General features: G+C 70.2%; 7 protein-coding genes and 1 pseudogene. 6 read left to right on the top strand and 2 right to left on the bottom strand.

Annotation, left to right across the window (positions count from 1 at the left end):
* Positions 1 to 221: 221 nt before the first annotated feature.
* From ACZYRS_RS25565 to ACZYRS_RS25590, 6 genes and pseudogenes are all read left to right on the top strand, one after another.
* Positions 222 to 305 (top strand): annotated as a pseudogene (locus ACZYRS_RS25565) (ESPR-type extended signal peptide-containing protein); the annotation flags it as partial.
* 1680 nt (positions 306 to 1985) lie between these two features.
* Positions 1986 to 3062: a YadA family autotransporter adhesin gene (locus ACZYRS_RS25570; RefSeq protein ID WP_463422535.1), complete on the top strand. Its 1077-nt coding sequence runs from the start codon at positions 1986 to 1988 to the stop codon at positions 3060 to 3062.
* 241 nt (positions 3063 to 3303) lie between these two features.
* Positions 3304 to 3522, top strand: a complete 219-nt coding sequence (locus tag ACZYRS_RS25575; RefSeq protein WP_198785707.1) for a hypothetical protein — start codon at positions 3304 to 3306, stop codon at positions 3520 to 3522.
* Positions 3519 to 11714, top strand: coding sequence for a GH36-type glycosyl hydrolase domain-containing protein (locus ACZYRS_RS25580; protein WP_463421466.1), 8196 nt, complete (start codon positions 3519 to 3521; stop codon positions 11712 to 11714). Before ACZYRS_RS25575 ends, ACZYRS_RS25580 begins: the two co-directional genes overlap by 4 nt.
* A gap of 39 nt (positions 11715 to 11753) precedes the next feature.
* The gene (locus tag ACZYRS_RS25585) at positions 11754 to 12281 is read left to right on the top strand and encodes a hypothetical protein (protein ID WP_463421467.1); all 528 of its coding nucleotides are present in this window, start codon (positions 11754 to 11756) and stop codon (positions 12279 to 12281) included.
* Between the two features lie 209 nt (positions 12282 to 12490).
* Positions 12491 to 13756, top strand: coding sequence for an MFS transporter (locus ACZYRS_RS25590; protein ID WP_463421468.1), 1266 nt, complete (start codon positions 12491 to 12493; stop codon positions 13754 to 13756).
* Between the two features lie 24 nt (positions 13757 to 13780).
* Here ACZYRS_RS25590 and ACZYRS_RS25595 read toward each other — a convergent pair whose 3' ends face one another.
* Positions 13781 to 14053: a hypothetical protein gene (locus ACZYRS_RS25595; protein WP_463421469.1), complete on the bottom strand. Its 273-nt coding sequence runs from the start codon at positions 14051 to 14053 to the stop codon at positions 13781 to 13783.
* Entirely contained in the window at positions 14050 to 14295 is a 246-nt protein-coding gene (locus ACZYRS_RS25600) for a hypothetical protein (protein WP_198785711.1), read from the bottom strand. The genes ACZYRS_RS25595 and ACZYRS_RS25600 overlap by 4 nt, the downstream gene beginning before the upstream one ends.
* Positions 14296 to 14378: the final 83 nt, after the last annotated feature.

Consider the following 14378-nt stretch of genomic DNA (forward strand, 5'->3'; position numbering starts at 1 on the left):
CCGATGCTGTTCATGGGCATGCCGACGCTGTTGCCCGCGCCGGTGGCCGCCTGCCATTGCCGCGACACCCCGAATGGCCTCTGTCGCAGGCCTGCAGCTTTCCTGAAGAACCGAACCGTCGGCGCTCGCGCGCCGCGTGTGACCGAGGCCGTGGGAGGGAGCCTCGGTGCGCTTTTCCGTGCATCCCTTCGTGGTTAGTTACTTTTCAACCGTTGATCTCAATGAATAAAAAATCACATCGCTCGATCTGGAATGAATCTCTCGGCGCCTGGGTGGCCGCTTCCGAAACCACCAAGCCGCGCGGCAAGCGCAGCGGGTCTGCCCAGTTGGCCGCTGTCGGGTTTGCCGGCCTCATGTTGATGGGTGCTTCGCTGGCCCACGCGCAATTGGAGGCAACGCCCAGCGCTCCAGAGGCGACCGCCGACCAACCGTCAGCCGTGCCGCCGGGTGCGCAGCCCACTCCCGCCGCTGCACCGCCGGAGTTTCTAGCGCCGACGCCGGCCACTCCGCCGCAAGCTTCCGCCGGACCAGCGCCCGCCGCTGCGGAGCCCGCTCCTGCGGCACAGCCGGCGGCCGAGGCAGCACCTCTTCCGGCCGCACAGCCGACGCCGGAAGCAACGCCTGTTCCGGTGGTCCAGCCGACGACCGCGGCACCAACGACCGCAGATGCGAAGCCCACTCCTGCCGCTCCGCAGCCGGCGCCCGCAACGCCAACGCAGCCCACACCGCCGCAGGCTTCGGCCGTTCCATCGCCCGGCGCTTCGGAGCCCGCTCCTGCAGCACAGCCGGCGTCGGACGCAACGCCCGCTCCATCTGCACCGCCGACGACCGCTGCACCGATGACCAGCGATGCCAAGCCCACACCTGCCACTCCACCGTCAGTGCCCGTCGCGGCGACGGCATCCAATCCGCCGCAGACTTCCGGGACCGGTTCAGCTGGCAGCATTGCCGAGCCCGCAACGGCCGCACAGCCGACGCCTGATGCAAAGCCTGTTGCGGCAGCACAGCCGACGCCGGACGCAACGCCCATTCCATCTGCACCGCCGACGACCGCTGCACCGACGACCAGCGATACGAAGCCCACTCCTGCCACTCCACCGTCAGAGCCCGTCGCGGCGACGACATCCAATCCGCCGAAGGCTTCGGCTGGTCCAGCGTCCGGCGCCGCGGAGACCGCTCCTGCAGCACAGCCGGCGCCGGACGCAACGCCTGCTTCAGCCGCACAGCCGACCCCTGATGCAAAGCCCGTTGCGGCAGCACAGCCCACAACCGCTGCGCCAACGGCCAGCGATGCGAAGGCTGTTCCCTCTGCACAGCCGGCAACCGCCGCACCGACGACGGGCGATGCGAAGACCGATCCGTCGGCCAAGAACACGGAGCCCGCCGCAACGCAGCCGGTGACCACGATGCCGCAGCCTGCGACCGAACCAACCGCAGGCGATGCGAAGCCCGCTCCTGCGGCGGAACCGGCAACCGGTGTCAAAACCGAACCGGCTGCAAACGGCGCAAACACCACCCCAGCGCAACCCACGACGGCAGCGCCGCAGCCTTCGGCCAACCCGACGGGCGGCGATTCGAAGGCTGCTCCCGTGGCACAGCCGACCACCGCTGCACCGACGGCCGGCGATGCGAAGCCCGCTCCCGCGGCAGAACCGACGACCGACGCGAAAGCCGACCCGGCGAATGGCGCCAACACCACCGCAGCGCAGCCTGCGACCACGACGCCGCAGCCTTCGGCCGCAACAACGGCCGGCGATGCAAAGCCTGATCCGGCCGAGAAGCCGGCGACCACCGACGTCGGTAGCCTGTCTACAGCGCTGAGCGAGACAAACAGCAGCGTGAGCAGCTTGTCGACCTCGACCGCCACGGGCCTGAGCACTGCCGTCAGCGGTATCTCCAGCCTCTCTACCGGCCTGAGCACGGTGACCGACAACGTCGGCAGTCTGTCCACCAGCCTCGACGTCACGAACGGGAACGTCGCCACCTTGAGCACGACGGTCACCGGCATGTACAACGGCGGCACCAAGTACTTCCACGCCAACTCGACCGCCGACGATGCATCGGCCAGCGGCTCCGATTCCGTGGCCATCGGGCCGCAGTCGGTGGCCAGCGGAACCAACGCCTTCGCCGCCGGCAACGGTGCCAAGGCGACGGCCGACGGTGCGGTGGCCGTGGGCTCCAACGCCCAGGCGATTGGCGCGAACGCGATCGCCATCGGCACCGGTGCATTGGCCACGGGCTCACAGGCCATCGGCACGAACGCCCGCGCCGGCGTGGGCGGGGTGGCGCTGGGCGACGGCGCGGATGCGGGCGGCACGGCGCTGAGCAAAGCGCAGAACAGCTCGCACGGCACGGCAATCGGCTTCGGCGCGGTGGTCACGCGGAGTGGCGGGGTGGCGCTGGGCGCTGGATCGGTGGCAACGACGGCAGCCGGCGCGGCCGGCTATGTTCCGCGCACCGCGAATGCGCAGCAGCAAGCCGCCATCAAGGCGACGACCAGCACGCAGGCCGCCGTGTCCGTGGGCGACGCGGCCAACGGCCAGTTCCGCCAGATCACCGGCGTGGCCGCGGGCTCGGTCGACAGCGACGCGGCGAACATCGCGCAGCTCAAGGCCGCCTCGAACGCGATGAGGGCCGGCAGCGTGCAGTACGCGACCAACCCCGACGGCTCCGTCAACTACAACGAGGTTGCCCTGGGCAACGGTCAGGCACCCGGCGGCACGCGCCTCTCCAACGTGGCGCCGGGCATCCTGCCGAACGACGCGGTCAACAAGAGCCAGCTGTCGGCCGTGCAGGGCCAGTTGCAAGGCCAGATCGCCAGCACGCAGCGCATCGCGTATTCGGGCGTGGCGATGGCCACCGCGATGAGCGCGATGCCGCAGGCCATGACGCCGGGCAAGAGCCTGCTGTCGATGGGCGTGGGCAACTACTCGGGCTACAACGCGATGGCCATCGGCTATTCGTCGCGCTCGAGCGATGGCAAGTGGGTCTACAAGGTCAACGGCGGCTACAGCAGCAGCAAGTTCAACGTCGGCGTGGGCCTGGGCTACGAGTTCAACTGACGACGGTTTTCTCCAGCGCCGGGCCTGAGCAACACAGCTGTTGATTCAGGCGCCGGCCACCCGGCGGAGAAAAAAAGACGAGAAATTGAAAGGGCGCCTTGTGCGCCCTTTCCTACGTGAACAATCGCCAATCAGGCACCTGTAAGGCCATTTAAACGGGTACGGTCGGGTTACGTTCACAGTTCTCGCAATCCTCGCAGTCGCGCGGCAGCTCGAATTCGTTTCACAGGAGCCCGTTGCAATGTCCGTCCCGCAGTCCCTTACCCATTCGCAAGTCGATTTCGTCAACGACGACTTCGAAGCCCTGGCCTCCCACATGCGCCATTGCGCGCAGGCTCACGGCCGATGGTTCTCGGTGCGAAGCCACATGCAACGTGTGCGCGCACTCGCTGCGGGCCGCATCGTCACGATGGCCTGCATGGCCGTGGTGCTGGGCATCGGTCTCTTCGCGATCGCTTGAGCGCCGCAGCCGTCGCCGACCGCCTCCAGGGGCTCAGTCACTACGCCCGGGCGCTTCTGCTGGGTCCGCATGACCCGGTAGCCCTTCCGATCCGCGCCGAACTCTTCGGCGCCCAACGTTTCGAGCAGCACGGCCACAGCCTCGCGCGCGCGCAGGTGGTGGAAGAAGACAGCCGCCGCGCCGGCGAGGGCGCGCCGTTTTTTCCGCGCGTGGACGAGAACCTCGAATCGCTGCGCGCCGCCTTCGACTACATCGCGCGCATCTCGCAGAGCGGGCGCTACGTGTCGCCGGCCGCCGAATGGCTGCTCGACAACTTCCACCTCGTGGAGGCGCAGCTCCAGCAGATCCACGACGGCGTGCCGCGCAGCTACTACGCGCGGCTGCCCAAGCTCGCGACGCCGCCGCTCGCGGGGCTGCCGCGGGTGTACGGCATCGCGTGGGCCTATGTGGCGCACACCGACAGCGTGCTCAACAAGACGCTGTTCACCGCCTTCCTCAACGCCTACCAGGACATCGACGAGCTCACGCTCGGCGAGCTCTGGGCGCTGCCCACCACGCTGCGCGTGGTGCTGCTGGAAAACCTGCGCCGCGTGGCCGAGAGCATTGCCGAGAACAAGGTCGCGCGCGAGATCGCGCATGCCGCCTGGGACGCGGCGCCGCATCTCTCGGCGCAGGACCTCGACGTGCTCTACCGCGCGCTGCAGAGCCACGGCCTGCAGGACAACTATCTCACGCAGCTCTGGCAGCGCCTGCCGGTGGAGCACGGCGAGAACATGCCTGCGCTCGTGCGCTGGACCGAACAGCACTGCCCCAACGGCCCGGCGCTGATCAACGACGCGCAGAACGCGCAGGCCGCCGCCAACCTCACGGTCGGCAACATCATCACGACGCTGCGCATGATCGGCCAGGTCGAGTGGAGCGACCTGATCGAGCCGGTGAGCCGGTCGCTGCGCGTGCTGCGCGAGCTGCCGAGCTTCGCGAGCGAGAGCGAACGCACGCGCCAGCAGATCACGCATGCGATGGAGCGCGTGGCGCGCGACACCGAGCAGCCCGAGCGCGAGGTGGCCGAGGCCGTCGTGCGCATGGCCGCGAGCGCGCCGGCCGACGACGCTGCCGCGGAGACCGACCGTGCCGACGGCACCGCCGGCTACTACCTCTTCGGCCAGGGCCGGCCGGCGCTGATCGCCGCATTGCAGTCCGATGAGAAGGCGGGCCGCGATGGCCGAACCGTTCCCACCCAACCCGCGCGCAGCCATCGCAGCTGGCGTCTGCCGGCGTACCTCCTGTCCGTCGCCGTAGGCACCGCGCTGCTGCTGTTCGCCGTGGCGCACGGCCTCGCGCACCGCGGCGACTGGACCACCGTGGTCGCCCTCGTGCTGCTCGCATGGCCGCTCTCCGAGGCGCTGATCGCGCTGGCGCAGCGGATCATGGCCGAGTCGGTGCGCGTGCAGGCGCTGCCGCGCCTGGATTTCGCGGCCGGCATTCCCGAGCGGCACCGCGCGCTCGTCGTCATTCCCACGCTGCTGACCTCGGCGGCGAGCAACGCGCAGCTCGCGCACCGGCTCGAGCTGCACTGGCTCGCCAACCGCGAGCCGCACGCGCAGTTCGCCCTCCTCACCGACTGGGCCGACGCCGCGCAGGCCTCGCTGCCCGACGATGCCCCGCTGCTGGACGACGCCATCCAGCGCATCGCCGCGCTCAACGCGAAATACCCCGCGGCCGACGGCGCGGCGCCGCGCTTTCTCGTGCTGCACCGCCCGCGCACCTGGAGCGACACCGAAGAGCGCTGGATGGGCTGGGAGCGCAAGCGCGGCAAGCTGGAGATGCTGGTGCGCCTGCTGGCGACCGGCGATGCGAGCGGCTTCCTGGCGCTCCCGCCCGGCCAGCAACTGGCCGCGGGCCGCACGCCCTATGTGCTCACGCTCGACAGCGACACGGGCCTGCCGCCCGGCGCGCTGCGCGACCTGGTGTCGATCGCCGCGCATCCGCTCAACGCGCCCGAGGTCGATGCGCAAAGCCGCCGCGTCGTCGCGGGCTTCGGCATCCTGCAGCCGCGCATCGTCACGCCGTTTCCGATGCAGAACGAGCGCTCGCCCTTCCACTGGATGTTCGCCGGCCAGTGCGGGCTCGACCCCTACGGCAGCGGTGCATCGGACATCTACCAGGACGTGTTCGGCAGCGGCTCCTTCACCGGCAAGGGGCTCCTGAACGTGCGCGCGCTGCACGCCACATTGAACGAACGCATCCCCGACAGCGCGGTGCTCAGCCACGACCTGCTCGAAGGCACGGTCGCGCGCTGCGCGATGGTGAGCGACGTGGTGCTGGTCGAAGACCATCCGCACCACGCCGGCGTGGCCGCCTCGCGCGTGCACCGCTGGGTGCGCGGCGACTGGCAGCTCTTGCCGCTGATGTGGCGCGCCCGGCGCTTCGGCATCGACGCGCTCGGCCTCTGGAAGATGGGCGACAACCTGCGCCGCTCGCAGGTGGTGCCGGCTTCTTTCGCGCTGCTGGTGCTGGTGATCTTCACGCAGGCCATGCCGCTCGGCTGGGCGCTGGCGGCCGTCGGCGCGGCGCTCACGCTCGGGCCGCTGCTCGGCGCGCTGGCCGGGCTGGTGCCGACGCGGCGCGCCATCGAGCTGCGCCACTTCTTCGACGTGGGCGCGGTCGAATTGCTGCGCGCCATGGCCGGCGCGGCCTGGCAGTTCGTGCAGCTCGCGGCGCAGACGCGCCTGTTGCTCGACGCGGCCTTTCTCGCGACGTGGCGGCTGGTCGTGAGCCGCAAGCACCTGCTGCAATGGACCACCGCCGCGCAGGCGCAGGCGCAGTCCAGCCAGCAGTTGCTGCCGTTCCTGCGTGGCGGCGCTTTCAGCAGCGTGGCCTGCCTCGCGCTCGCGGTGGCGGCGCACTGGAGCGCCTACCCGATCGTCGGCCCGCTGCTGTTCGTCCTCTGGGCGCTCGCGCCTGTCGCGGCGTGGTGGAGCAGCCGCGTCGATGCCGAGGTGCCCGATCCGCTGAGCGCCGACCAGCGCACCTACCTCGAGAAGCTCGCGCACGACACCTGGCTTTTCTTCGAGCACGTGGTCGGCCCCGACGACAACCACCTGCCGCCCGACAACCTGCAGCTGGAGCCGCAGCCCACCATCGCCCATCGCACCTCGCCGACCAACATCGGCATGTACCTGCTGGCAGTGTGCTGCGCGCGCGAGTTCCGCTGGATCGACACGGCCGCGCTGCTCGCGCGCATCGGTGCCACGCTGGACACCGTCGACCGCATGCAGAAGCACCAGGGCCACCTCTTCAACTGGTACGACACGCAATCGCTCAAGCCGCTGCCGCCGGACTACGTCTCCAGCGTGGACAGCGGCAACTTCGCGGGCCACCTCGTGGCGGTGGCACAGGCCTGCCGCGCCTTCTCGGCGGAGGGCTGCGAGAGCCACGAAGCGCCCGCGCTCGAAGCGCTCGCGCAGCGCTGCGACGCGCTGCACGCGGGCATGGATTTCAGCGGCCTCTACGACGCCAAGCGCCACCTGTTCCACATCGGCCTGCGCGTCGAGGAGAACGTGCTCGATGCGAGCTACTACGACCTGCTGGCGTCCGAGTCGCGCCTCTTGAGTTTCCTGGCGATCGCCAAGGGCGACGTGCCGCGCCGCCACTGGATGGCGCTGGGCCGGCCGTTCCTGCTGGTGGGTTTCGAGCCCAGCCTCAAATCGTGGTCGGGCTCGATGTTCGAGTACCTGATGCCCGCGCTCGTGATGTCCGAGCCCGAAGACGGCCTGCTGCAGGTGGCCAACAGCGCGGCCATCGCCGAGCAGCAGGCCTTCGGCCGCGCGCAGAACCTGCCGTGGGGCGTTTCGGAATCGGCCTACTTCGCGCAGGACCACTCGCTCGCCTACCAGTACTCGCCCTTCGGCGTGCCGCGCCTGGCGCTGCGGCGCACGCCGCCCACCGACCGCGTGGTGGCGCCCTACGCGAGCGTGATGGCCGCGGTGCTCGCGCCGGCGGCGGCGGTGAGCAACCTGGAGCGGCTCGAAGCGCTCGGCGCGCGCGGCGAGTTCGGCTTTCACGACGCGGTGGACTTCACCACCTCGCGCCAGGCCGAGGGGCAGGAGTTCACCGTGGTGCGCAACTTCATGGCGCACCACCAGGGCATGTCGCTGGTGGCGCTGTGCAACGTGCTGTGCGCCGACGGTCCGCGCCGCTGGTTCGGCAGCGCCGCGCTGGTGCAGGCGCACGAGTCGCTGCTGCACGAGCGCACGCCGCGCCAGATCATCGGCAGCGCCGATCCGCGCACGCCGCCCGAGCCCAGCCAGACCGAGCTGGCGCCGCTGTTCCAGCCGCGCCTGGTCGATCCGATGGCCGCGGGCTTCCAGCCCACGCACCTGCTCTCGAACGGCCGCTACACGGTCGCGCTGCGCGCCAACGGCGCGGGCGTGAGCCGCTGGCGTTCGTTCAACGTGACGCGCTGGCGCGACGACCCACTGCGCGACAGCCACGGCACCTTCTTCTACATCCGCGACGAAGGCCAGAGCGCGCTCACCTCGCTCACCGCCCTGCCCGCGCCCGGCGCCGACTGGCTCTACCGCACGCGCTTCCTGGCCGACCAGGTGCAGTTCGACGCGGCCGGCCCCGGCCTGCAGGTGCGCACCACGGTGCTCATCAGCCCCGAGGACGACACCGAGCTGCGCAGCATTTCGCTGCACAACTCGGGCGACCAGACGCGCACGCTCGAACTCATCTCGTACTTCGAGCCGGTGCTCTCGAACCCCAAGGCCGACGAGGCGCATCCGGCCTTCGCCAACCTGTTCGTCGAATCGCGCTGGGAACCCGCATGGCGCGCGCTGCTGATGTCGCGCAGGCCCCGCCTGCACGGCGACCCGGTGGTGGCCGCGGCGCACTTCGTCGCCTCGGTCGATGCGCATGTGCTCTCCATCGACTGCATGACCGACCGGCGCGCCTTCATCGGCCGCAACCGATCGCTCGCGAGCCCCGCGCTCGATGCGCAGCCGCTGCACATCAACGGCACGCCGGTGAACGGGCTGGACCCGATCGCGTGCCTGCGCGTGCGCCTCTCCATCGCGCCCGGCGCCACCGCGCGCCTGAGCTTCGCGACCGCCGCCGACGAAAGCATCGAGGCGCTGATGCCCAGCATCGACCGCTACCTGCAGCCGATGCACGTGGAGCGCGCCACGCGCATGGCCGCCACGCTGGCGCAGGTGCGGCTGCGCGACCTGAGCATCGCGCCCGCGCAGAACCTCGCGCTGCAGGACCTGACGACCATCCTCACCTACACCACGCCGCGCGTGATGAAGGACCGCGGGCTCATCGATCTCCGGCAAATCTGGCGCTTCGGCATCTCGGGCGACAAGCCCATCGTGCTGGTCTACATCCATTCGATGAACGGCATGGGGCTCATCAACACGCTGCTGCGCGCGCAGCCGTGGTGGGGCTTCGGCGGCGTGGCCTGCGACCTGGTGGTGCTCAACAGCGAGCCCAACTCGTACCTGATGCCGCTGCAGCGCGAGATCGAGACCCTGCGCACCCGCGTGCAGCAGCAGACCCAGAACAGCTTTCCGCGCAACGACACGGCCGGCTTCTACCTGCTGCGCGACCACGAGGTGGCGCCCTCGGAAAAGGCCGCGCTCTCCAGCCTCGCGCGCGTGGTGTTCACGGCCGACGGCCGCGCGCTCGAAGTGCAGGTGGCCGCGCTGCACGAGGCGCGCAGCCCGACGATCGCCGACGACAGCAGCGCGCCGGTGCCGCAGCGCACGCCGCTCCTGATGCGCTCGGCCGCGGCGCAGTCTGCACAGCCCGCCACGACGCCGATGACGGCACCCGCCGGCCGCTTCGACGCGCAGAGCGGCGAGTTCCGCTTCGACGTGGACATGGACAACCGCACGCCGCGCCCCTGGGTCAACGTGATCGCCAATGCCAACTTCGGCTTCCAGGTGTCCGAGTGGGGCACGGGCTACACCTGGGCCGGCAACAGCCGCATGCACCAGGTCACGCCGTGGTCGAACGACCCGGTGCAGGACCCGGCCTTCGAGCACTACCTGCTGCAGGACCTGGCCACGCGCGAGCTCTTGCCGCTCACGCCGGCCGGCCAGGGCGCGAGCGGCTCCGAAGCCGTGCGCCACCGCGTGCGGCACGGGCAGGGCTATTCGGTCTTCGAATGCCGGCTGCGCAACCTGACGCTCAAGACCACCTTCTTCGCGGACCGTGACGATGCCGTCAAGCTCGTGCATGTGCGTGTGCACAACGAGGGCGCGGGCCAACGGCGCCTGCGCGCGCTCGGCATGGTCGAGTGGCAGATGGGCGCCGCGCGCGGCGAGCGGCGCACCGTGCACTGCTGGAAGCCCGAAGACCAGCCGGCGGTGTTCGGCCAGCAGCGCGAATCGGGCGGCGGCTTCGGCGGGAGCACGGCTTTCCTGCTGCTCGCGGGACTGCCGGGTGCGACACAGTGGACCTGCGACCGCAACGAATTCTTCGCGGGCCACGGCATCGTCGAAGTGCCCGAGACGCTCGCACGGCGCGCGGGCAGCGGGCTCGATGCCTGCGCGGCCATCGGCGGCGAGTTTGTCGTCGGCGCCGGCGAGACCGCGGAATTCACCTTCGTGCTGGGCCATGCCGACAACGCCGACGCGGCACTCGAACTCGCCCGCCGCTGGCGGCAGCGCGACGTGCCTGAAGCGCTCGCGCAGGTGCGCGGCTTCTGGGACGAACTGCTCGGGCGCCTTGCGGTGCGCACGCCCGATCCGCTCTTCGACGCGATGGTCAACCGCTGGCTCGTCTACCAGACGCTGGCCTGCCGGCTCTGGTCGAAGGCCGGCTTTTATCAAGCGGGCGGCGCCTTCGGTTTTCGCGACCAGCTGCAGGACGCGATGGCCTTCGCGCTCACCGATCCGGCGCGGCTGCGCGAGCAGATCCTCGTGAACGCCGCGCGCCAGTTTCCCGAGGGCGACGTGCAGCACTGGTGGCACATGCCCGGCGGCGCCGGCGTGCGCACGCATTTCTCGGACGACCTGCTGTGGCTGCCGTTCGCGACGGCGCACTATGTGGAGGTGACCGGCGATGCCTCGCTGCTCGACCAGGTGGTCGGCTTCATCGAAGGCCCCGCGATTCCCGAAGGCGCCGAAGACGCCTACTACGCGCCGCAGAACAACGGCCGCACGGCCACCGTGTTCGAGCACGGCGCGCGCGCCATCGACAAGAGCCTGAAGACCGGCGTGCACGGCCTGCCGCTGATGGGCACGGGCGACTGGAACGACGGCATGAACCGCGTGGGCAACGAAGGCCGCGGCGAATCGGTGTGGCTCGCGTGGTTCCTGTGCAGCGTGGTCGCGCACTACGCACCGATCGCCGAAGCACACGGCGAACACGAGCGCGCGGCGCGCTGGACCGAAGCGCGCCGCGGCTGGATCGCCGCGCTGCACGATGCGGGCTGGGACGGTGCGTGGTTCCGCCGCGCCTTCTTCGACAACGGCGCGCCGCTGGGCTCCTCGGCCAACGACGAGTGCCGCATCGACCTGATCGCGCAGGCGTGGTCGGTGCTCTCGGGCGCCTCGGACGAGGCGCACACCGGCCCCGCGATGGCCGCCGTGAAGAAGCACCTGCACGACGAGCCGGCGGGCCTCCTGCGCCTGTTGACGCCGCCCTTCGCGCACTCGACCAACAACCCGGGCTACATCCAGGCGTATCCGCCGGGCGTGCGCGAGAACGGCGGACAGTACTCGCACGGCGCAGTGTGGGCGCTGATGGCGCAGGCGCTGCAGGGCGACCATGAAGCGGCATGGCAGAGCTTCGAGGGGCTGAGCCCGGCGCACCGCGCGGCGCACGCGGAGCGCGGGCCGGCCTACGAGCTGGAGCCCTACGTGATGGCGGGCGACATCTACGGCGCCGCGCCGTACGTCGGCCGCGGTGGCTGGAGCTGGTACACCGGCTCGGCCGCCTGGCTGCACCGCGCGTCCGTCGAAACGCTGCTGGGGCTGAGCGTGAAGGGCAGGCAGCTTTCGCTGACGCCGCACGTGCCCGCGCACTGGCCGGGCTTCGAGATCGCACTGCGGCTCGGCGAGCGCCGCCTCACGCTGCAATGGGGCGCGCCGGAGGCCGCCGCGACGCCGACGCACCATGCGGCGGTGGGCGAGTGGGTCGACTGGCAGGCGCTGCCGGCGGACGCGGTGCTGCGGGTGGGTTAAGGTCCGCGGGCCTGTTCAGCCCCCACCACCCGCACTTTCATGACCAAGATCCAGTTCCGCCGCAAACTCATCGTCATCATCCTGCTGTGCGTGGCGGTCACGGGGGCGGTGGTGCGGCACTACGCGGAGCGCGGCACCACCACGCGCGACATCGCCACGCTGCTGATGGTGCTGTGGGTGCCGATCATCGGCAACGTGATCGCGTGGCTCATCGGCAAGCTGCCGCGCCGCGCGCCGCCGCCCGAACCGGTGACCTTCGATGCGCTGGGCGCGTTCACGCCGCACCTGCAGGTCGCGCTCACGCTGCGCCCGCCGGCCCTGCCGGTGCACGACGTGCCGCTGGGGGCCGGGGAATACCGCTGCGCGCTGGTGATCGACAACGAAGGTTTTTCGGCGCGGTGGTTCGTGCCGCGGGGCGAAGTACTGGAGCGCGGGAAGGCGCATGCGCTGGACGTCGAGTTCCTGACACCCGAGCTTGCCAGGCCCCGCTTTGCGCAGGGTGCGGACTTTCGTGTGCTGGTCGGCGATTCGTTCATCGCGGACGGCCGGGTGCTGCAGCCCCGATAACGGGCGGTTGTTGTTGTGGTGGTGGCGATAGCCGCCACGGCGCGCGGGCCAGCCGCCACAGCGTTGCAAAAAGGGCCGATTGTTCGCCCAGCGGAAACTGACTACTGCCGCAAGACCCCTTTGTCGCGAGGGCTTGCGCTTTCACACTCCCTGGACTCCCGCAACAAGCATCGGCACGCGCATGGCCGATGCGCCCCAGGACCCCTCTCATGATGAATGCACCCAGCAGCAACCCCTGCGTCGATGACCTGTCGCCTTCGCCGACCCCGACGCCGACACCATCGCACGGGCTGGTCGAGACCACCCGCTCGGCCTGGCTCGCCGTCGGCTCCATTGCCGTCGGCACCTTCGCGATGGTCTCGACCGAGTTCATGCCGATCGGCCTTCTCACCGACATCGCGCGCGGACTGAACGTGTCCGACGGCACGGCCGGCCTCATGGTCACGATGCCTGGCGTGCTCGCCGCCTTCGCCGGGCCGGCGCTGATCGTCGCCTCGGGCAAGCTCGACCGGCGCACGGTGCTGATCGCGCTCACCACCTTGCTGATCGCCTCGAACCTGCTCGCAGCCTTTGCGCCGAACTTCGCCACGATGCTGGTCGCGCGCCTGCTGCTGGGCCTGTGCGTGGGTGGCTTCTGGACCTTTGCGCCGGCCGCGGCCACGCAGCTGGTGCCCGATGCCTCGAAGGCACGCGCCATGTCGCTGGTGCTGGCCGGCGTGTCGGCCGCCACGGTGCTCGGCGTGCCCGCGGGCTCGTTCCTCGGCACGCTCTTCGGCTGGCGCGCCTCGTTCGCGGTGACCGGTGCGCTCGCCGCGTTCGTGCTGCTGGTGCAGCTGTGGCTCCTGCCCGCGATTCCGCCGGTGCGCGCCATCGGTGCGCGCGACCTGCTCACGCCACTCACGCGCCGCATGGCGCAGGTCGGGCTGCTCGCGGTGCTGTTCTTCATTGCCGGCCACTTCGCGGCCTACACGTACCTCAAGCCGCTGCTGCAGCAGGTGTTCGGCCTGGAACCCAACTCGGTCTCGACGCTGTTGCTGCTCTACGGCGCGGTCGGCTTCATCGGCACCTTCGTCGGCGGCAGCCTGGTGGCGCGCAGCGTGCGCGGCACCACCCTGCTGGCGGCGCTGATGCTCGCGACGGCATTGCTGCTGTCCACGCTGATCGGCAGCGGCTTCGTGCCCGGTGCGGTGGTGGTCTTCATCTGGGGCGTGGCCTTCGGCCTGATCCCGGTGGCGCTCACCGGCTGGATGATGGAAGCCGTGCCCGATGCGCCCGAAGCCGGCCAGGCGCTGCTCGTGAGCGGCTTCCAGGTGGCGATCGCCTCGGGTGCGCTCATCGGCGGCCTCACGGTCGACAACTTCGGCATCTCCAGCGCGATGGTGCTCAGCGGCGTGCTGGTGCTGATCGCCGCATTGATCGTCGGGACGCTGGGCCGGGCGCGCGGTGGGGCGCCGCTGGCGGCCATTCCGGAATAACGCGGGTTCTCTGTCTCTCTGTCTTTATTTGGCCGGGCTGCCGCGCAACGCGTTGGTCGCCCGGCACAGGTCCGTCTCGCGGTGCGTTGCCAGCTCGAAGCAACGCGCATCCGCTTCGCGCAACGCGGCCTCGAACGCGCGCCGCTCCTGTGCGGCTTCCACCTGATACCCCACCAGCCACACCAGCGTCACGGCCAGCATGACCAGGAGGGCGAGCAGCGCGGCGATCAATGCCATCCGCCAGCTGCGCGGGTTGCGGGAAAGGCCCGCTTCCATGGAGGGCGCGGTGCTGTTCACCGCGGAAGCTCGGGAAATATCCACACGCTCAGTCCGAGCACGACGCCGGCGCCCAGCGACACCATCGCCGCCGTCACGAACAGCGAGGCCGCCACGATGTTCGGCATGCGCATGGCCATGAACAGGAAGGCCGTGGTCGCCAGCACATAGAGGAGCAATGGCAGCCATCCCATGTAGGCCGGACGGAGGTTGGGTGCGGGCGGCTCGTCCGGGTTCATATCGGGCAGGAACGGGTTAAGCATGGGCTGCCTCTTTTTCTTCGCGCGCGTTGACGGCGCTAACGGCGCTAACGGTATGGCGGCGGGTTTCTGAGGTCATGGGGTTG

This window comes from Variovorax sp. AC194 (assembly GCF_979257995.1).

What these genes read in the sequence shown, in the direction of transcription:
- ACZYRS_RS25585 (WP_463421467.1), top strand. Translation starts at nt 11,754, where the DNA reads ATGACCAAGATCCAGTTCCGCCGCAAACTCATCGTCATCATCCTGCTG.
- ACZYRS_RS25590 (WP_463421468.1), top strand. Translation starts at nt 12,491, where the DNA reads ATGATGAATGCACCCAGCAGCAACCCCTGCGTCGATGACCTGTCGCCT.
- ACZYRS_RS25575 (WP_198785707.1), top strand. Translation starts at nt 3,304, where the DNA reads ATGTCCGTCCCGCAGTCCCTTACCCATTCGCAAGTCGATTTCGTCAAC.
- ACZYRS_RS25600 (WP_198785711.1), bottom strand. Translation starts at nt 14,295, where the DNA reads ATGCTTAACCCGTTCCTGCCCGATATGAACCCGGACGAGCCGCCCGCA.